This is a genomic window from Pseudarthrobacter lactosi (assembly GCF_055412785.1).
In genome coordinates this window covers 16376-35121 of the sequence record NZ_JBVAYS010000003.1, presented here as the reverse complement: position 1 = coordinate 35121, position 18746 = coordinate 16376, and the positions used below count along the sequence as shown (strand labels likewise).

Below are 18746 nucleotides of genomic sequence, written 5' to 3'. Positions count from 1 at the left end.
AACACGAAGGCCTCCGTCCAGGAATCCCTGAACGGGGGCTTTTGTGCGCTCGGCGCCTCCCGCCCGCCGTTCACCGCAATGACACGCGGCGCGGGGACAATGCCGCGTGCTCGTTGGCTCGGCGTTGGTAGGGTGCCTTTGAGCAACTCACTGAAGCACCAATTCTCAAGGAGGAGACATGGCCAGCAGGCCTGACGAACCGGTACGTGCAGCGAAAGGAAGCGGCCCATTGACCGCCGATCCGAAGCTTCCGCCGACGGCCGTGGATGAGGCCGTCAGCGAGGCCGAAGACAAGAAGTGGACCCCTGCCAAGATCGCCCTGTGGGCAGCCATCGCACTGCTCGGCGGCGTCGCGTGGTTCATGCTGGCCATTGTCCGGGGCGAGACCGTCAATGCGATCTGGTTCGTGTTTGCCTCGGTCTGCACGTACCTGATCGGTTACCGCTTCTACTCCAAGGTGATCGAACGCCTCATCACCAAGCCGGATGACCGCCGCGCCACGCCGGCGGAATACAAGGCTGATGGCAAGGACTATGTTCGCACGGACCGTAACGTGCTGTTCGGCCACCACTTCGCTGCCATCGCCGGCGCCGGCCCGCTGGTCGGGCCGATCATCGCTGCCCAGATGGGCTACCTCCCCGGCACCATCTGGATCATCATCGGCGTTGTCCTCGCCGGTGCGGTCCAGGACTACCTGGTGATGTTCTTCTCCATGCGCCGTGGCGGCCGTTCCCTGGGCCAGATGGCCCGTGAAGAACTGGGCGTCATCGGCGGTACCGCAGCACTGATCGCCACACTGCTCATCATGGTGATCATCGTGGCGATCCTCGCGCTCGTCGTCGTTAATGCCCTGGGCGAAAGCCCATGGGGCGTGTTCTCGGTGGGCATGACCATCCCGATTGCGCTGTTTATGGGCGTCTACCTGCGCTACATCCGGCCGGGCAAGATCATGGAAGTCTCCCTGATCGGCTTTGTGCTGCTGATGGCCGCCATCATCGGCGGTGGCCTTGTGGCGGAGACCGAATGGGGTTCCGCGTTCTTCACCCTGGACAAGGTGACCATTGCCTGGGGCCTCATTGTCTACGGCTTCATCGCCGCGATCCTTCCGGTCTGGCTGCTCCTGGCTCCCCGCGACTACCTCTCCACCTTTATGAAGATCGGCGTGATCGTGATGCTCGCGCTGGCCATCATCGTGGTCCGCCCGGAAATCACGGTCCCGGCCTTCAGCGAGTTCGCCAGCCGGGACAACGGACCGGTGTTCCCGGGTGCCCTGTTCCCGTTCCTGTTTGTCACCATTGCCTGCGGGGCGCTATCCGGCTTCCACGCGCTGATCTCCTCGGGCACCACCCCGAAGCTGATCGAGAAGGAACGCCAGACCCGCTTTATCGGCTACGGCGGCATGCTGATGGAGTCATTTGTGGCCATCATGGCGCTGGTCGCGGCCATCTCCATTGACCGGGGCCTCTACTTCGCCATGAATGCCCCGGCGGCCCTGACCGGCGGCACGGTGGAAACCGCGGCCGCCTGGGTCAACGGCCTCGGCCTGTCCGGGGTCAACATCAGCCCCGCCATGCTCGCGGAAACGGCAGCCAACGTCGGCGAGCAAAGCATCGTGTCCCGGACCGGCGGTGCGCCCACGCTCGCCGTCGGCCTCGCCCATATTATGCAGCAGTTCATCGGCGGCACTGCCCTGATGGCGTTCTGGTACCACTTCGCCATCATGTTCGAGGCGCTGTTTATCCTCACGGCTGTCGACGCCGGTACCCGGGTTGCGCGTTTTATGCTGCAGGACTCCATCGGCAACTTCGTCCCGAAGTTCAAGGAGCACTCGTGGCGGCCGGGAGCCTGGCTGTGCACTGCCGTGATGGTGGCCGCCTGGGGTGCCGTGCTGCTGATGGGCGTGACTGATCCGTTGGGCGGCATCAACACGCTGTTCCCGCTCTTCGGCATTGCCAACCAGCTGCTGGCAGCCATCGCGCTGTCTGTGTGCCTGGCCATCGTCGCCAAGCGGGGGAGCTTCAAGTACCTCTGGATCGTGGCCGTGCCGCTGGCCTTCGCAGCGGTGGTGACCATCACCGCGAGTTACCAGAAGATCTTCTCCTCGACCCCCGCCGTCGGCTACTTCGCCAACAATGCCGCCTTCAGCAAGGCGCTCGCGGACGGCAAGACGGAGTTCGGCTCGGCCAAGAGTGTTGTTGCCATGGAAGCCGTGGTGCGCAACACCGCGATCCAGGGCTGGCTGTCGGTGATCTTTGTGGTGCTGAGCATCATCGTCATCGCCATGGCGATCGTTTCCACCGTCAAGGCCTTCCGCAACCATTCCGCGGGGATCCCGAACGTTGACAACGAGGATGAGGCCCGGCCGTCGAAGGTCTTCGCACCCGCCGGCCTGATCCCCACGCCCGCGGAACGTGAACTGCTGGCCGAGTGGAACAAGCTGCCTGCCGATTTACGGTTTGAAAGGGCAGGCCACCACAAATGAGCTCCGGTCTGGCCGCCGTCGCAACAGGGTTCCGGGGTTTCGCCCGGTACCTCGGCGGCGTGCTGGGTGCTGATGCGTACACCAAGTACCTGGAGCACCACCACGCGGCCGGACATGGGGAGCCTCCCCTGACGGAACGCGAGTTCTGGCGGGACCGGACGGACCGCCAGGACTCCAACCCGCAGGGCCGGTGCTGCTGATGTTGGCGGCCGGCCGGCCTTCACCGGCCGGCCGGCTTCATCGACTGGGCTGTGCGTCCTCTACCGGCGGCTACTGGCGGCGTCACCCATGGGCTGTGCGCCCTCCGCTCGTGAGAGTATGAACGCATGAGCGATCCGACAGACACTCAGCCTGATGATGTCCCCGTCGAGGGCAGGACCCTCGACAACGGTGAAGAGGCCATGCCGGCTGCGGCCAGCCCGGCAGGAGCCGGCACCGGCGCTGCTGGCCCGGCCAGTACCGGCCCGGCGGCCGGGGGTAAGGCCAAGGCCGGGGCCAGAGGCAGCAACGTCCAAGACCTGGTGGACGAGCCTGCGAAAGTGATGCGGATCGGCACCATGATCCGGCAGCTCCTGGCGGAGGTTAAGTCAGCTCCGCTGGACGACGCCGCGCGCGAACGCCTGGCCGAGATCCACGAACGTTCCATCAAGGAGCTGGAGGACGGGCTGGCCCCGGAGCTCGTTGAAGAATTGGAACGGATCAGCCTGCCTTTCCCGGAGAACGCCACACCGTCCGACGCCGAGCTTCGGATCGCGCAGGCGCAACTGGTGGGCTGGCTGGAAGGCCTCTTCCACGGTATTCAGACGGCTATCGCCGCCCAACACGCGGTCAGGGAGCAGGCCGCCGCGCAGATGCACCTGCGGCAGCTTCCGCCTGGCACGTTGATCGCCCCTGGTGTGGTAATCGGGGAGAACGGCGAGCCGCAGAGGGCCGCCGCCGGCCAGCCTTCCGGTCCGGTACCGTCCGGCCAGCCGGAGGACCCGGACCACGGCCCCGGCCAGTACCTCTAGGTTCCTGCATGGGATTCTTAACTGCCGCCCGCCAAGGGCGCAAAGACGATGCTGAGCTGGGAAAGGGCCTGTGGCGCCGTGCCCACGATCGCTTTCACCGGGGCCTGGACCGCTATCACCAGGTCCTTGAAGGTGTCGAAGACGAGCAGCTTTATGCCGAACTGGTGCAAGTAGCCAACGAGCTGGCGGGGCTCATGGAGCGTGTCCGTGTTGTGTGCGTCGAGGCCCAGCGGCGGTCGCCCAGCGAAGGCCTCGACATTCCCGGGGACTTGGCAGGTGTGCACCGGTCGCTGTCGAAGGCGGGCAATTCGCTGGCCACCACCGCCGAGGCTGCCGCCATGCTGCGGCTCGCCGTCGGTCCTATCCCGGTGGGGGCGGCTTCCGTGCGCCGCCGCGCGGAATCGGTGTTCGAGCAGGTGGCCGACGCCGAACGCCGGCTCGCCGAGGATGCTGCCGCGGGCGGCCAACCCGAAAGTCGCTCCGGCTGAGCCTCAGGCGGCGATCCGGGCCTGTTCCACCGTGACAGCGTCGATGACGGCCCACGATTCCTCGCTGCCGCAGTTCCTACTGGCGAAACGCTCGGCTTCCTTCAGGGAGTCGAAGCTTTCACTGAAGATCCGGCCGCTATCGGCGTCGAAGTACGTGACGTGAAATTCCTGTGCAAGTTGGTTTTCCATAAATCCAGTCTGCAACCGGGGTCTGACAATAACCGTTCATCAGTCCCGCGTGTTGCCCAGGCGGAGCACCCGCTCCTGCGCGAGCACGGCTGACCGCTTGGCCTTATCTGCAGCCCGCGCCGCCTGCTTGGCCTCCGCTGCCGCCGTGCCCAGGCTTCTCCTGGTATTGTCCAGCTGCTCCTCCGCGGCCTTGAGCCGGTCGCGGAGCTCACGTGTTTCGCGGGTCAGGTCCACGACTTCGGCCTCCGTATCCGCCAGCTGCCTTTGCCGGTCCGAGGCCAGCCGGGCGGACTCATCCTCGGCCGCCTTGGCCTCGGCCAGGGCAGCGTTGGCTTTTTCCAGGGCCGGCGGGGACGCCGGTCGCGGAGTCTCCCGGACAGCCTTGAGGCGTGGCTGGTCCGCAGGCCTGTGGGCAGCGCGTTCTGCCGTCGTCCGGTCCTCCTCTTCCGGTGCGGCGGCCGGTGGCTGTTGTGGACGGTCTGGGGGAGTGGTGGCCGGCCGGGTGGCGCGCTGCGCGGGCACTGCGCCCGGCACAGCCACGGCTCCCTCGAGATCGACGGTGTCCACGCCGTCGGCGGACAGTGCCTGGACCAGCAGCCCGCTTTGGACGGCGGCGGTGGCACCTTCGTCGGCTGTCATCGCCTGCAGGGTGCGCTCGACGTCGGCCGCGATCGTAGCGCTGATGGTGCGTCCCTGGCGCTCGGCAACGGAGCGGGCGGTGTCGACGGCGGTCGCCAGCAGGGTGCGGCGCTCACGAGCCAGTTCCCGCAGGGCTCCGGCGTCGAGGGATGCCTGGGCCGCGCGCATCCGTTGGCCGAGCTCGGCAAGTCGGGTGACCACACCCGGCTCATGGATGGCCAACATGTTGACCGCCCAGGCCGCCGCTGACGGTTTTGGCAAGGCCTTGACGGCGGCAGGCAGTTCTTTCCCGGAACCGGCGGAGGCTTTCGCTGCGGACGTCCGGGCGGACACAAACTCCTCGAAAGGAAGGGCGTACAGTTCGAATGCGATTGCCGCCAGCGCCTTGTCATCCATGCACGCCATCATAGGGTGAGGGGCTGGGCGTGGCCGTCTGAGCTCAGTGCCTAGGCTGGCCGGATGTCGTGGCGACGCCGCTGGACTGTCGAGTCGCGCGGCGTCAGGCGAGGCAACGCAGCAGCAGATCTGTCGTCTGCCTGCTGCATCGTGTGATCCGCTGCAGGCGCGCAGCCGCCATCTGGGGCAGGACTCGTTCAGGCTCCTGATCTTTCACGGCCCTCAGGGACAGCTCCAATTCCAGGGCAAGGTCCGCGAGCCACACCGCGCCGACCATCTGCGCGGACGTCTTCAGGCTCAGGGCGGCATCCAAGGCACCGGCCCGGTCTCCTGTTGTCAGAGCCAGTTGCACCCGCCGGATCCTGTCGGGCAGCAGCGCAATGAAATTCTGAACGAACACCCTCCATACGCTGTCATCCTCGCCGAGTTCCTCACGCAGCCTCCCCAGTACCGCTGCATCGAAGAGTGGCAGCGGCTTAGGGCTGGCGTCAGCCTGCTGATGAACATGGTGCCCTTGAAGATTCAAACTCATGACTAGCCCCTGAGAGTCGCCCCACCTCTATTTGCGTCCCCCAGGACTTACAAGCGAGGCTACGCGGCAAGGCAGGGTGGATACACGAGTAGGCGGTACTCGACTTTTCAGGCTCCCATGCCTGCTCCAACGTGACTCAGATGTCCGGTTCGGGTACAAAATCGGCGCCGCCATCTTCGGATGTGCGGCGCCGTTTTTGTCGTGTTTCCAACTTGCACGCTCAGTTCAGACTGTGCATGACTAGCGTGGTCGAGCACACTACGGGGTAGACCATGGCCACTTTCGGCTCGCTCAATCCAGCGAAAAACCCCCTAAAAACCTTGGTTTCTAGGGGGTTTGTCCCGAGCTTCCTATCAGAATCGAACTGATGACCTTTTCATTACGAGTGAAACGCTCTACCGACTGAGCTAAGGAAGCACCGCACAAATTCACCCGGCGTAACCGGGCGGTTCATGCAAGAGTCAACTGTAATAGAGTCCCTGCGCCCGGGTCAAAATGGGCGTCCCAAACACGTCAGCAAACGGTGTTGTCGGCGGGAACCGTTCCGTCCACAAGGTACTTGTCCACGGCGTCTTCGAGGCAGGTGTTGGCCCGGCCGTAGGCGGTGTGGCCCTCTCCCTGCCAGGTCAGCAGGGAGGCGTTGCCCAGCTGCTTGCGCAGGGACGCCGCCCATTCCACTGGGGTGGCAGGATCGCCGGTGGTTCCGACAACCACGATGGGGGCGTCACCGGTGTATTCCACCGGGGCAGGAGTGCGCAGGTTTTTGTACGGCCAGTCCAAACAGTTGGTGCCGCCGTAGGCGAAGAAGTAGCCCAGGGTGGGGGAGGCCTGCATAAGCCGCTGCTGTTCCGCGCGCATGGCGGCGGTGTCGGACACCATGGGGTAGTCCAGGCAGTTGATGGCGGCGAAGGCGAAGGTGGAGTTGGACGTATACTTCCCGTCGGCGCCGCGGTCTGCGCCGAGGTCCGCCAGGCGGAGCATCAGGCTCACGTCGCCCGTCGTCGCGGCTTCCAGGGCCTGGGTCAGGGCCGGCCAGCTCTGGTCGTTATACAGCGGGGTGATGAGGCCGCTGACGAACATCGTGGCGTTCACGACGCGGCCGTCCTTGGCCAGCCGGGGTGTCGCCTGGACGGCGTTGATGATGTCGCGGATCTGCTGGACCCCGCTGTCCACGTTCCCGGTGAGCGGACACGAGGATTCCTGCTGGCAGCTGGCCACATAGGCCCTGATTGCTTTTTCGAACGCCACAGCCTGGCCGCTGGTCAGTTCTTCGTTGCTGATGGACGGATCCAACGCGCCGTCCAGGACCATCCGGCCCACATTGTCCGGGAACAGCGAAGCGTAGGTGGAACCAAGGAAAGTGCCGTAGGAGTACCCAAGATAATTGAGCTTTGCATCGTTGACCACGGCCCGCAGGACGTCCAGGTCCTTGGCCGCGCTGACCGTGTCCACGTGACCCAGTACAGGACCGGTCTTTTCGGCGCACTGCTCAGCGATGACCTTGTTGTCTGCCAAGGCGGCGGCAAGCCCGGCGTCGGTATCCAGTGCGTAGATCTTGGCCCGTGACGCGTCGCGTTCGGCGTCCGTCTGGCAGGTCACCGGGGCGGAGCGCTTGACGCCGCGCGGGTCGAAGCCCACCAAGTCGTAGCTTGCGCGGACGGACTGCGAGAAGTGCGTTCCGGCGGCATCCTTGACGAAGTCGTAGCCGGACCCGCCCGGACCGCCCGGGTTGACCAGCAGGCTGCCGGTTTTCTTGCCAGTGCTGGGAGCCCGAAGCGCGGCAATCTGGATCTTGTCGCCATCAGGCTGCGCATAGTCCAACGGCACGGTGACCTTGGCGCACTGGAAGCCGTTTTCGCACGGCTCCCACACGACTTCCTGGGCGTAGAAGGCATCCAGCCCAGCGGGCGCGGACGCCACGATGGCAGGGTCTGCCTTGGCCGTAGCAGGCGCTGCGTCCGGGGTATCCCCGCCAAAGAGGCTGCAGGAGGCCAGCGTCAGGGCCACGATCAGGGCGCCGGCAGCCCGCAGCCCAATCACCAGGGATCGGGAGCGTGCGGGCAGGGGGCGTGCAGTCATCGAGCGGTCTCCTAGTAGTTGCTAGATCAGGCTGGCTGCCATCGACTCAATGGTCAATAGCGGAGCAACGTTAGTGGTGGTAATTCGTTGGCGGGCTTTGTTGATCGCGTCCATGCGGGCGAGGGTGGTCTCCGGGGCAGACCGGGCAGCGAATTCCTCCAGCTCACCCCTGAGCTCAACGTTCACCAGCTCCACGGCGTTCCCTAGCTGGATGATCAGCACATCCCGGTAGAACGAGAGGAAGTCCGTCAGTGTCCGGTCCAGGGAGTCGGTGATGGATCGCTTGGCCCGCCGTTTCTGGTCGTCTTCAAGTTGCCTGACCTGGCCGCGCATCGATGGCGGGAGCGTCCCTGACTCCGGGGCACCCAGGGTGGCCAGCAGCGCAACCTTCTCGGCGGCGTCGCGCTCTTCATTGGAACTGTTGGCTTCCGCGGTGGCGATCTTCACCAGCTTGTCCGCCATCATCACCGCCGCAGTCACGCCGCGCAGACCCAGCGGGAACCTCACGGTTTCCAGCCGGCGTTCCCGTGCCTCAGGGTCCCGCGCCAGCCGGCGGGCGATTCCCACATGGCTTTGGGCCGCGCGGGCCGCGCGTTCGGCGAGCACCGGGTCCACTCCGTCGCGCTTGACCAGCAATGCGGCGACGTCGGCGGCCGGGGGAAGGCGCAGGGCCACGGCCCGGCAGCGCGAACGGATGGTCACCAGGACGTCAGCGGGCGATGGTGCGCACAACATCCAGATGGTCCGCGGAGTGGGTTCCTCGATGGCCTTCAGTAGCACATTGGTGGTCCGCTCGGCCATGCGGTCGGCGTCTTCCACCACAATGATCCGCCACCGCCCGGACGATGGCCGGTTGCCCGCCTTGGATACAAGATCGCGGGCTTCATCGATGGTGATCGTGACCTTCTCGGTCCTGACGTACGTCACGTCCGAATGGGTTTCGCCGAGGATGGTCAGGCAGGCTGGACACTCGCCGCAGCCACGCCTGGCGACGTCGTCCTGGTCGCAGTTGAGGGCCGCCGCAAAGGCCTTCGCGGCGTTGGAACGACCGGAGCCGGGCGGGCCCGTGAAAAGCCAGGCATGGGTCAGTCCCTCGCCCCGCGAGGCCTGGCGGAGCTGTTCGACGACGGCGGGCTGGCCCTGAAGGTCGTCCCAGACAGTCATGCGGCGCCCCGGCCTGCAGACGCGAGCAAGGCATCCACCCGGGTGAGGATGCGCGCGGCCAGCTCGGTGACGGGCAAGTCCGCCGGCAGGACCAGGTATGTCTCCGGCCGGCCGGCGGCCAGTTCGAGGAACGCCCCGCGGATTGTTGCATGGAACCCATCCGCTTCTGACTCAAGGCGGTCTTCTGCGGCATCGCCGGCTGTGCGGCGGCGGCGGCCGTCAGCGGGATCCACGTCCAGCAGCACAGTGAGATCGGGCTGCAGCCCCGACGTCGCCCATTCGTTGAGGGTTCGCACGGCGTCGGCACCGAGATCCCGGCCGGCCCCCTGGTACGCCACGGACGAATCAATGTAGCGGTCCGTCAGGACAACCTCGCCGCGTTCCAACGCCGGGCGGATGACCTGGCTGGCATGGGCTGCGCGGGAGGCGGCAAAAATGAGGGCCTCGGTGTGGGCGTCGATGTGGCCGTGGCCGTGGTCCAGGACCAGGGAACGCAGTTTTTCGCCAATGGGGGTCCCGCCGGGTTCGCGGGTCCGCAGGACCGTCAGGCCACGTTTTTCCAGGGTCTCGGCCAGCCGGGCAGCCTGGGTGGATTTGCCGGCGCCGTCGCCGCCCTCGAAGGCGATGAAAAGTCCAGGGCTGTTGGTTGTCACCGCTCAAGACTACCGACTTCGGACGCCGCCGCACGTCCAAGTACGCTTTCTCCATGAGTCTCTCGGAACAGCATGCAGCCTCCCTGTCGGCCGAAACCGTGGTGGTTGCCGCCGGCCGGCCGCCGCGTGAACGGGACGAGCCCGTCAACCCGCCCATCGTGCTGTCCTCGACATACTTCGGCACGGGAGCGCTCGGCGACGGCGACCGGGGCTACGGCCGCTATTCCAACCCCACCTGGGACCCCTTCGAGGAGGCCCTGGGCCAGCTTGAGGGATCTGAACTGCCGGGCCTGCTCTATGCGTCCGGACTTGCGGCCGTCAGTTCGGCGCTGTCCCTGCTGCCCGCCGGCGGAGTCCTGGTGATGCCGTCGCACAGCTACGCGGGCTCGCTGGTGATGGCCACCGAGCTGGCGCAGAAGGGTTTCCTGGAACTGCGGACTGTGGATATCGCGGACACAGACGCGGTCAAAGCACAGCTCGCCCCGCAGGGCCCGGACGCCAAGGCAGCCAGGATGCTGTGGCTTGAGAGCCCCACCAACCCCATGCTGGGCATCGCTGATATCCGGGAACTCACTGCAGCAGCACATCGGGTGGGGGCCATCGTGGTGACGGACAATACGTTCTCCACGCCGTTGGTCCAGCAGCCGCTGAGCCTGGGTTCCGACGTCGTCCTTCACTCGGTGACCAAATACCTGGCCGGGCACTCCGACGTCGTCCTCGGCGCCCTGGTGACCTCCAACCCCGACATCCGGGCAGCGCTGCTGCACCACCGCATCATCCACGGCGGCATTGCCGGGCCGTTCGAGGCATGGCTGGCACTGCGCGGGCTTCGGACGCTTGCCCTGCGTGTTGAAAGGTCGCAGGCATCCGCCGCGGTGCTGGCCGAACGCCTCAGCGCGCACCCACTGATCGACAGCATCCGGTTCCCGGGCCTGCCCACGGACCCCGGCCACGAACGGGCCAAGACCCAGATGACGGGTTTCGGTTCGGTGGTGTGCGTCCAGATCGCGCCGGTTGCCGGCCTGAGCGGAGCGGACGCCGCCGACAAACTGATCCGCGCCCTGCAGCTCTGGCTGCCGGCCACCTCCCTGGGCGGTGTGGAGTCGCTGATCGAACGGCGCCGCCGGCACGCCGCCGAGCCGCTGAGTGTCCCGGACAACCTGGTGCGGCTGAGCGTCGGCATTGAGAACATTGAAGACCTCTGGGCCGATTTGAAGCAGGCGCTGGACTCGCTGGGCCGCTAGGCTTGGACGGTGGACGGTGAACTGATTATTCGGCCTGTAGAGCTGGCAGTGTTTTTTATCCTTGCCCTGGTGGCACTCGCACTTGAGGTGTGGGCTCTGCTGGACTGCGTCAGGCACAAGTCCGCCGCCTTTGAGGCGACCGGCAAACGAACCAAGACCTTCTGGCTGGCCCTGACCGGCGGTGCCACCCTGATCGGCGTCATCTCGCTCTTCAGTAGCGGCGGAATCTTCGGCACACTGGGCCTCTTCGGACTTGCCGCAGTAGTGGCAGCCTCTGTGTACCTTGCCGACGTCCGGCCAGCGGTCAAGGACGCGGGCCGCGGCGGCAGCCGCAATACGGGGCCCTACGGCGGCTGGTAGTCCCCACCGGCTCCCTCAGCTCGCAAGCTCGCTCAGGGAACCCCACCGGCGTGGGCCCAGCCACCGGCTCCCTCAGCTCGCAAGCTCGCTCAGGGAACCCCACCGGCGTGGGCCCAGCCACCGGCTCCCTCAGCTCGCAAGCTCGCTCAGGGAACCCCACCGGCGTGGGCCCAGCCACCGGCCCGGGCGCAGCCTAGACCGTCGGCGCCACGGCTTCCCACGCCACGGTCAGTTCGCCCAGGCGCCACCGCGAGGGCCCGTCCTGAACCGGCCACCCGCCGTCGAGCAGTGCCCGGCACATGGCGTGCCAGCGTTGCCTGTTGCCGAACGACGCCAGCGGCGCTGACTCCAGCCAGGCACGGTCCATGGCCTGCATCAGCCCGTAGACAGGCTCGCCCGGAACATTGCGGTGGATCAGCGCCTTGGGCAGCCGCTCAGCAATTTCCGAGGGCAGGTCAAAGCTGCCGAACCGCACAGACATGCTCAGGGTCAGCGGCCGCTCGGCGTCGAGGGCAATCCACGTCACCCGCCGCCCGATCTCATCGCACGTCCCGTCGACAAAGAGCCCGCCGGGGGCAAGCCGGCTTTGGACCAGCCGCCAGATCCCCGCCACATCGGCCTCTTCGTACTGCCGCAGGACGTTGAACGCGCGGACCAGCGCGGGGCGCCCAGGGAGGGGCAACTCGAAACCGCCCACCTGGAAGCTCAGGCCCGGTCTTTCGAGGGCCTTGGCCACCCGGACCCGCTCGGGCTCGATTTCGATCCCGACCACCCGCACGTCCGGCCGGACGGCGCGGAGGCGTTCAAAGAGTTCGACGGCGGTGGCCGGCGTGGCGCCGTAGCCCAGGTCAACCACGAGGGGCTCTTCGGCAGCGCGCAGGCGCCAGGACTGGGGGCCGGTAAGCCAGCGGTCCACCCGCCGCATCCGGTTGGGATTCGTGGTGCCCCGGGTGATGTTCCCGACCGGCCTGCCGCTCCGATGATGGGGAGCGTTCACCCGTTCAGCTTTTTGGACCACGGTCCCAACTTTATCCCCGGTGCGTCCTGTGTTGTAACGCACAGCGGGCTCCAGCGTGCCCTCGGCTAGGATAAAAATCATGACTTACAAGCTGATTCTGCTGCGCCACGGCCACAGCGAATGGAACGCCAAGAACCTGTTCACCGGCTGGGTGGACGTTGACCTCAACGACCAGGGCCGCGAGGAAGCGGCACGCGGCGGCGAGCTCCTGGTTGAGAACGATCTTCTCCCCGATGTCCTCTACACCTCGCTCCTGAAGCGCGCCATCAACACGGCCAACATCTCCCTGGACAAGGCGGACCGCGGCTGGATCCCCGTCAAGCGCGACTGGCGCCTGAACGAACGCCACTACGGCGCCCTGCAGGGCAAGGACAAGGCACAGACCCTGGCCGAATACGGCGAGGACCAGTTTATGGAATGGCGCCGATCTTACGACACCCCGCCGCCGCCCCTGGCCGACGACTCCGAGTTTTCCCAGGCTCACGACCCCCGTTACGCGGACCTCGGTGACGCACTGCCCCGCACTGAGTGCCTCAAGGATGTCCTGGTCCGCCTGCTTCCTTACTGGGAATCCGACATCAAGGAAGACCTCAAAGCCGGCAAGACCGTCCTGGTCACCGCCCACGGCAACTCGCTGCGCGCTCTGGTCAAGCACCTTGACGGCATCAGCGACGACGCCATCGCCAGCCTGAACATCCCCACAGGCATCCCGCTGGTCTACGACCTGGATGAGGACTTCGCGCCGGTCAAGCCGGGCGGCACCTACCTGGATCCGGCGGCCGCCGCTGAGGCCATCCTGGCAGTGGCCAACCAGGGCAAGAAATAAAGCAGTAGTTAACGTTCGACGGCGGGCCGGTCACCTCAGGTGACCGGCCCGCCGTCGTACGCGGTAATGCGAGAGGCTAGAAGCTCTGCGGCTGCCATTCGCCAGTAACCAGGTACGTGACCTTGCGGGCAACGGACACGCCGTGGTCAGCGAACCGTTCGAAGTATCGGCTGGCCAGGGCCACATCCACAGTGGTTGCGGGGGATTCGGCCCAGCCCGGGGCGGCGATCGCCTTGAAGACGCTCAGGTGAAGATCGTCGATGGCGCTGTTGGCCTTGAGGATGTCGCGGGCCACTTCGAGGTCCCGGGATTCCAGGAGCACGATCAGCTTGTCCGCGATCAGTTGGTCCTGCTCGGCCATCTTGTTGAACGTTTCCGTCATGGATGCAGGAATCACGGTGGACGGGAACCGCAGCCGGGCCAGCTGGGCGATGTGGCGGGCCAGGTCCCCCATCCGCTCCAGGGAAGCGCTCATCCGCAAGGATCCCACGATCATCCGCAGATCGCTGGCCACCGGCCCCTGCAGGGCGAGGATATCGATGGCGCGCTCATCGAGGCTGGTCTGCAAAAAGTCGATGCGGGCGTCCGCGGCAATGACGTCCTCCGCCAGATCAACGTCGGCAACCTGGAAAGACAGAGCAGCCTTCCCCATTGCCTCGCTGACCAGCTTCGAGATCTCCACCAGCTGCTCACCCACCTGGGTCAGCTCTTCCTGAAAAACCTTACGCACGTGGGCGTCCTTTCTTTGGAACTCCGCCCCTCAGGTGGCAGACGGAACTCATGTCGCCATTCGGCACTCCAACGTATAACTCTGTCAGCGTCCGGTAAACGTTTAGTCGCTTGTAGATGAACGTTAGTTGAACCGTCTCCCTTAAGGCCCATGACGCACCGTTAGGGCAGGAACCACGGCCTAAGCTGGAGCTGTGGATCCTATGCTCATCGGTGTCATCGCCGGCCTGGTCGGCCTGTCGCTCGGCACCTTTGGCGTGCTCGCCTTCAGGATCAGTGAAAAGCAGCGCAAGCTGGTTGACGTCGACATGGACGAACCAGCTTTGCCTGCCGGCGCCGCGGAAGTGCTGGCAGTCGTCGGACGCGCTTTTGTGGTGGTGGACGCGGTGGACGGCGTAGTACGTGCCAGTCCGGCCGCTTACGCGTACGGCCTGGTTCGCGGCCACACGGTGGTCCACAAGGAGCTGCTGGACATGACGGCCGGCGTTCGCCGGGACGGTGTGATCCTGGAAAAACGGCTGGAGCTGCAGCGCGGTCCGCTGGGCCACGGCACCATCATCGTGCAGGTCCGGGCAGCCATGCTCGGCGAGGAATATATCGTGCTGCTGGCTGACGACCGCACCGAAATCACCCGCACCGAAGAGATCCGAAACGACTTCGTGGCCAACGTGTCCCACGAGCTGAAGACCCCGGTGGGCGCAATTTCCCTGCTGGCCGAGGCGCTGGAGTCCTCAGCCGACGACGAACAGGCTGTCCGCCGGTTCGCCAAACGGATGCACAAGGAATCAGGCCGGCTCGCCGCCCTGGTCCAGGACATCATCGAACTTTCCCGCCTCCAGGGTGCCAGCGTCTCCCAGGAGGGCAAGGCCGTGGACATCAACACGGTGATCATAGAAGCGGTGGACCGCTCCCAGCTCCCCGCTGAAAGCAAGAACATCCAGATCGTGGTGGGGGACCGGGTTGAAGCCACCGTCTTTGGTGACCGGGATCTGCTGGTCACAGCACTGCGTAACCTGATCGACAACGCCATCCGCTACTCCCCGGAGAACACCAGGGTGGGCGTCGGCGTCCGCTCCAAAGAGGGGCTGATCGCCGTTTCTGTCACGGACCAAGGCGAGGGCCTGTCCCCGGAGGACCAGGAGCGGGTGTTTGAGCGCTTCTACCGGGTGGATGCGGCGCGTTCGCGCCACACGGGCGGAACGGGCCTGGGCCTGAGCATCGTCAAGCACGTCGCTTCCAACCACGGCGGTGAAGTGACCTTGTGGTCACGGCCCGGCCAGGGTTCCACTTTCACCCTGCGGCTGCCTGAGATGGAAAGCCAGGACGAACCGGACACTGCAGGTGTCAAACAACGAGTTGTACCCGAGCGTGCTAAACAACGCGGCGTACATGAGCAAGGAGCCAGCGCTTGAGCAGGATTTTGATTGTTGAAGACGAAGAATCTTTCAGTGATCCGTTGTCCTATTTGTTGGGCAAGGAGGGCTTCGAGGTTGAAGTCGTAGACAACGGCTTGGACGCCATCACCGAATTCGACCGGAATGGCGCTGATCTGGTGTTGCTGGATCTGCAGCTCCCCGGTCTGTCAGGCACCGAGGTCTGCCGCCAGCTGCGGCAGCGCTCCAGCGTCCCGGTCATCATGCTCACGGCCAAGGACTCTGAGATAGACAAGGTGGTTGGCCTGGAGCTGGGTGCCGACGACTACGTCACGAAGCCCTATTCCTCCCGCGAGCTGGTGGCCCGGGTCCGGGCCGTGCTCCGTCGGCAGGGTGAACCCGAGGAACTGATCTCGGCCACAGTCCAGGCCGGACCTGTCCGTATGGACATCGAACGGCATGTGGTCAGCGTCGATGGCCAGCAGGTCCTGCTGCCGCTGAAGGAATTCGAGCTGCTGGAAATGCTGCTGCGCAACTCCGGCCGCGTCCTGACCCGCGGCCAGCTGATCGACCGGGTCTGGGGTTCGGACTATGTGGGGGATACCAAAACCCTGGACGTGCACGTCAAGCGGCTGCGCGGCAAGATCGAGCCCGACCCCTCCGTGCCCCGCTATCTGGTAACCGTCCGCGGCCTGGGCTACAAGTTCGAGCCGTAGGCCTGTCCGCCGGTAAGGCATACAAGGCATCAGGCACACCGGGTTTCAAGTGCAGAAAAGGAGGGTCTCCCCGCGGGGAGACCCTCCTTTTGTGCTTTGTTGCTACTTAGTGGGCCGCACCGGTGCTGGTGGCCGACGGCGACGGGCTGGGAGTGGCGGAACCGGTCGGTTCGCTTCCGGCCGGCAGGTATTCCTTGTACTCCGAGAGGGAAGCATCCAGGACGGGGATCTGTACGGTCTTGCTCACGTTGGTGCCGTCCTCAGTGACCTTGACGTCCACCAGAGAACCGGCGATGCCGCCGCTGGTGCTGAGGATGGCCTCATCCGTGGAGTCGTTGAGCAGCGTGTAGGAGTTGGCTTTCACCGGCACCTGCGTCTGCGAACCCTCGGCACCGTTGACCGTGAGCTTGACGTCCTTTGAAGAGGAGTTGTAGACGGCGCCGAGCAGGCGGCCGGGCTTGTCTTCGCCAGCGGAGACAATCAGCATGTTGCGCAGCTGCAGCGGACCCAGGTCGGCGCGGATACCGTCCGATGCCGCGTACTGGTGAGAAGTCTGCTGGGGGTTGATGTAGCCACAGCCTGTCATCGTCGCCAGGACGAGGGCCAGGGATCCGGCCGCCAGTGCCAGTTTGCCGCCCTGGGCCCGGTTCATCGCAGTGAAACGCACGTCACGTACTCCTCGAGAGTCTTGAAACATTATTCAGCCATAGCCTAACGGCAAACCGGGCCAAACGAGGATTCCGCGCGGTCATATTGCCCTTGGCAGCAGGCCGCACATGCACTATTATCTGCATCCGTCAAGGGGTCCGAGGGGGTCTATTCTGCCCATTTTCCGCGTATTTCCGGGGTTCCGGGGCCGGTTCGAGGCCAATCATATGCCTGAATCGTGATAAACTGGTCTGCGGGAAAGGGGAATGTTTACATGGTATTTGAGGTCGGCGAGACAGTAGTTTACCCTCACCACGGTGCTGCAAAAATTGAAGAAATCAAGATGCGCACTGTCAAGGGCGAAGAGAAAATGTATCTCAAGCTCAAGGTGGCTCAGGGTGATCTGACCATTGAAGTTCCAGCAGAGAACGTTGACCTTGTTGGGGTCCGTGACGTTGTGGGCAAGGAAGGTTTGGAGCACGTATTTGACGTGCTGCGGGCCGAGTTCACTGAGGAACCCACCAACTGGTCACGCAGGTACAAGGCAAATCTGGAAAAGCTTGCATCCGGTGACGTCATCAAGGTAGCAGAGGTTGTTCGCGACCTTTGGCGCCGTGATCACGATCGGGGCCTTTCCGCAGGTGAGAAGCGCATGCTGGCCAAGGCCCGGCAGATTCTCATCTCTGAACTTGCTCTGGCTGAAAAGACTGATGAAGAGAAGGCTGCAAGCGTTCTCGACGAGGTCCTGGCTTCCTAAGAATTGAGCCCCGGGGGTACGCAAGTGCCTCCGGGGTTTCTTTTTGCCCTTTTTTGGACCACGTCGGCTGGCCAGGCGCGTCCTGGGGGCGGGATTCGGCCGGCCGGGCTGGCGGGCACGTAGGCTGGACAACATGAACAACGCACTTCCCCGCCCCGTCACCGCCGTCGTCATAGTGGCTGCCGGTTCCGGCGAACGGCTGGGTTACGGCATGCCCAAGGCGCGCGTGCCATTGGGGAGTGACACCATCCTCACGCACGCCCTCCGGGGTGTCGCGGCCGCCGGCGTTGCACGCCAGATCTGTGTGGCCCTGCCGCCCGGCGATACGATCCTGCAGGACTTGTGCGCGGCCTTCGCCGATGAGCTGCGGGCGGGGCATGACGGCAACCCGGAGCGCCCGCTTCCCGTGCTGACAACGGTCGACGGCGGCGCCACCCGTGCCGCGTCCGTCCGGTCAGCACTGGCAGCCTTACTGGACGGAACCGAAGCCGTCCTGGTCCACGACGCCGCCAGAGCGCTGACGCCCGAATACGTCTTCCACCGCGTTGTTGATTCCCTGGCCGCCGGCGCCGTTGCAGTGATTCCGGCAGTGACCGTGGTGGATACGGTGAAGATGGTTGCCCCCACCACCGGTGACGACATCAGCATCGCCCCGGAACTCGTGACAGGTACCGCCCCGCGGGAAGAGCTCCGTTCGGTCCAGACACCCCAAGGGTTCCGCCTGTCCACGCTGATCCAGGCCCATCAGGCGGCGTCGGGCTTTGACGAGAAACAAGCTGCCGCGGTCACGGACGACGCCATGCTGGTGGAACTGCTGGGCGTTCCGGTGCACGCGGTGCATGGCTCCACGCAGTCATTGAAAATCACCACGCCGCTGGATCTGATCATTGCCGAGGGGCTGCTGGAAGGCCCCCTGGGCATCCGCTGGGTGGAAGGCTGATCATGAGTGAAGCCAAGATGATCCTGCCCCGCACGGGTATTGGCCTGGATGTCCATGCCTACGCGTCCGAGGACCTTCCCCGTCCGCTCTGGCTGGGCGGGCTGTTCTGGGAAGGCGAGCGTGGCTTGGCCGGGCATTCGGACGGGGACCCGGTGGCCCATGCCGCCGCCGACGCCTTGTTCTCGGCCGCCGGCATTGGGGACCTCGGTACGCACTTCGGCACCGACCGCCCGGAGTTCGCCGGCGCCTCCGGCGTCACGCTGCTGGCCGAGGCGGCCAGGATTATCCGTGCTGCGGGCTTTGAGATCGGCAATGTGGCTGTGCAGTTCGTGGCTACCCGGCCCAAATTCGGCCCGCGGCGCGAAGAGTCCCAACGTGTGCTGAGCGAGGCCGCGGGGGCTCCAGTCAGTGTCACGGCAACCACCAGTGACGGACTGGGCTTCACCGGCAGGGGAGAGGGTATCTCCGCCGTCGCCACCGCTTTGGTCTATCCGCGTTGACGT

At 65.3% G+C, this 18746-nt stretch carries 21 protein-coding genes and 1 tRNA gene; 12 read left to right on the top strand and 10 right to left on the bottom strand.

The window, feature by feature from the left end; translation table 11 throughout:
- Positions 1-178 precede the first annotated feature (178 nt).
- The 4 genes from ACZY0Q_RS13655 (at position 179) to ACZY0Q_RS13640 (ending at position 3980) form a co-directional block, all read left to right on the top strand.
- Entirely contained in the window at positions 179-2482 is a 2304-nt protein-coding gene (locus tag ACZY0Q_RS13655; protein WP_463917633.1) for a carbon starvation CstA family protein, read from the top strand.
- Entirely contained in the window at positions 2479-2682 is a 204-nt protein-coding gene (locus ACZY0Q_RS13650; protein WP_463917632.1) for a YbdD/YjiX family protein, read from the top strand. The genes ACZY0Q_RS13655 and ACZY0Q_RS13650 overlap by 4 nt, the downstream gene beginning before the upstream one ends.
- Before the next feature lie 126 nt (positions 2683-2808).
- Positions 2809-3492 carry a bacterial proteasome activator family protein gene (locus ACZY0Q_RS13645; RefSeq protein WP_463917631.1) on the top strand — a complete coding sequence of 228 codons (684 nt, stop codon included), beginning with the start codon at positions 2809-2811 and terminating at the stop codon, positions 3490-3492.
- Between the two features lie 8 nt (positions 3493-3500).
- The gene (locus tag ACZY0Q_RS13640) at positions 3501-3980 is read left to right on the top strand and encodes a hypothetical protein (protein ID WP_463917629.1); all 480 of its coding nucleotides are present in this window, start codon (positions 3501-3503) and stop codon (positions 3978-3980) included.
- A 3-nt stretch (positions 3981-3983) separates the two neighbouring features.
- On the opposite strand, the gene ACZY0Q_RS13635 is transcribed toward ACZY0Q_RS13640, so the two are convergent.
- The 7 genes from ACZY0Q_RS13635 to tmk all read right to left on the bottom strand — a co-directional run bounded on the left by ACZY0Q_RS13635 (position 3984) and on the right by tmk (position 9632).
- Positions 3984-4169 (bottom strand): hypothetical protein, encoded by a 186-nt coding sequence (locus ACZY0Q_RS13635; protein WP_463917627.1) that lies wholly within the window; start codon positions 4167-4169, stop codon positions 3984-3986.
- Positions 4170-4208: 39 nt separating this feature from the next.
- Positions 4209-5204 carry a hypothetical protein gene (locus tag ACZY0Q_RS13630; protein WP_463917626.1) on the bottom strand — a complete coding sequence of 332 codons (996 nt, stop codon included), beginning with the start codon at positions 5202-5204 and terminating at the stop codon, positions 4209-4211.
- Between the two features lie 103 nt (positions 5205-5307).
- Positions 5308-5736 carry an Hpt domain-containing protein gene (locus ACZY0Q_RS13625; protein WP_463917624.1) on the bottom strand — a complete coding sequence of 143 codons (429 nt, stop codon included), beginning with the start codon at positions 5734-5736 and terminating at the stop codon, positions 5308-5310.
- 344 nt (positions 5737-6080) lie between these two features.
- A tRNA-Thr gene (locus ACZY0Q_RS13620) sits at positions 6081-6153 on the bottom strand.
- 96 nt (positions 6154-6249) lie between these two features.
- Entirely contained in the window at positions 6250-7815 is a 1566-nt protein-coding gene (locus tag ACZY0Q_RS13615) for an alpha/beta hydrolase (RefSeq protein WP_463917622.1), read from the bottom strand.
- A 21-nt stretch (positions 7816-7836) separates the two neighbouring features.
- Positions 7837-8979 (bottom strand): DNA polymerase III subunit delta', encoded by a 1143-nt coding sequence (locus ACZY0Q_RS13610; RefSeq protein ID WP_463917620.1) that lies wholly within the window; start codon positions 8977-8979, stop codon positions 7837-7839.
- Positions 8976-9632 carry a dTMP kinase gene (tmk, locus tag ACZY0Q_RS13605; protein WP_463917618.1) on the bottom strand — a complete coding sequence of 219 codons (657 nt, stop codon included), beginning with the start codon at positions 9630-9632 and terminating at the stop codon, positions 8976-8978. The genes ACZY0Q_RS13610 and tmk overlap by 4 nt, the downstream gene beginning before the upstream one ends.
- Before the next feature lie 53 nt (positions 9633-9685).
- On the opposite strand from tmk, the gene ACZY0Q_RS13600 reads away from it, so the two are divergent.
- Both ACZY0Q_RS13600 and ACZY0Q_RS13595 read left to right on the top strand, forming a co-directional pair.
- Positions 9686-10876 carry a trans-sulfuration enzyme family protein gene (locus ACZY0Q_RS13600; RefSeq protein WP_463917616.1) on the top strand — a complete coding sequence of 397 codons (1191 nt, stop codon included), beginning with the start codon at positions 9686-9688 and terminating at the stop codon, positions 10874-10876.
- A 9-nt stretch (positions 10877-10885) separates the two neighbouring features.
- Positions 10886-11236, top strand: a complete 351-nt coding sequence (locus tag ACZY0Q_RS13595) for a DUF2516 family protein (RefSeq protein ID WP_463917614.1) — start codon at positions 10886-10888, stop codon at positions 11234-11236.
- A 193-nt stretch (positions 11237-11429) separates the two neighbouring features.
- Here the strand turns inward: ACZY0Q_RS13595 and ACZY0Q_RS13590 are convergent, their stop codons facing one another.
- Positions 11430-12254 carry a class I SAM-dependent methyltransferase gene (locus tag ACZY0Q_RS13590; protein WP_463918649.1) on the bottom strand — a complete coding sequence of 275 codons (825 nt, stop codon included), beginning with the start codon at positions 12252-12254 and terminating at the stop codon, positions 11430-11432.
- A 79-nt stretch (positions 12255-12333) separates the two neighbouring features.
- Here ACZY0Q_RS13590 and ACZY0Q_RS13585 point away from each other — a divergent pair, with 79 nt between their 5' ends.
- Entirely contained in the window at positions 12334-13080 is a 747-nt protein-coding gene (locus ACZY0Q_RS13585; protein ID WP_463917612.1) for a phosphoglyceromutase, read from the top strand.
- A 76-nt stretch (positions 13081-13156) separates the two neighbouring features.
- Here the strand turns inward: ACZY0Q_RS13585 and phoU are convergent, their stop codons facing one another.
- Entirely contained in the window at positions 13157-13810 is a 654-nt protein-coding gene (phoU, locus tag ACZY0Q_RS13580; protein ID WP_463917610.1) for a phosphate signaling complex protein PhoU, read from the bottom strand.
- A 202-nt stretch (positions 13811-14012) separates the two neighbouring features.
- On the opposite strand from phoU, the gene ACZY0Q_RS13575 reads away from it, so the two are divergent.
- On the top strand, positions 14013-15221 hold the full coding sequence (locus ACZY0Q_RS13575) for a sensor histidine kinase (RefSeq protein WP_463918648.1): 1209 nt from the start codon (positions 14013-14015) through the stop codon (positions 15219-15221).
- Positions 15218-15898 (top strand): response regulator transcription factor, encoded by a 681-nt coding sequence (locus ACZY0Q_RS13570; RefSeq protein WP_354253015.1) that lies wholly within the window; start codon positions 15218-15220, stop codon positions 15896-15898. The genes ACZY0Q_RS13575 and ACZY0Q_RS13570 overlap by 4 nt, the downstream gene beginning before the upstream one ends.
- Positions 15899-16004: 106 nt before the next feature.
- Here the strand turns inward: ACZY0Q_RS13570 and ACZY0Q_RS13565 are convergent, their stop codons facing one another.
- Positions 16005-16550, bottom strand: a complete 546-nt coding sequence (locus tag ACZY0Q_RS13565) for a hypothetical protein (RefSeq protein WP_463918647.1) — start codon at positions 16548-16550, stop codon at positions 16005-16007.
- A 270-nt stretch (positions 16551-16820) separates the two neighbouring features.
- Here ACZY0Q_RS13565 and ACZY0Q_RS13560 point away from each other — a divergent pair, with 270 nt between their 5' ends.
- The 3 genes from ACZY0Q_RS13560 to ispF all read left to right on the top strand — a co-directional run bounded on the left by ACZY0Q_RS13560 (position 16821) and on the right by ispF (position 18743).
- Complete coding sequence (locus ACZY0Q_RS13560; protein WP_026266570.1) at positions 16821-17303, top strand: CarD family transcriptional regulator; 483 nt, start codon at positions 16821-16823, stop codon at positions 17301-17303.
- Positions 17304-17436: 133 nt separating this feature from the next.
- Positions 17437-18243 (top strand): 2-C-methyl-D-erythritol 4-phosphate cytidylyltransferase, encoded by an 807-nt coding sequence (gene ispD, locus ACZY0Q_RS13555; protein ID WP_463917608.1) that lies wholly within the window; start codon positions 17437-17439, stop codon positions 18241-18243.
- Between the two features lie 2 nt (positions 18244-18245).
- Positions 18246-18743, top strand: a complete 498-nt coding sequence (ispF, locus tag ACZY0Q_RS13550) for a 2-C-methyl-D-erythritol 2,4-cyclodiphosphate synthase (protein WP_463917607.1) — start codon at positions 18246-18248, stop codon at positions 18741-18743.
- The last annotated feature ends 3 nt before the right edge of the window (positions 18744-18746 follow it).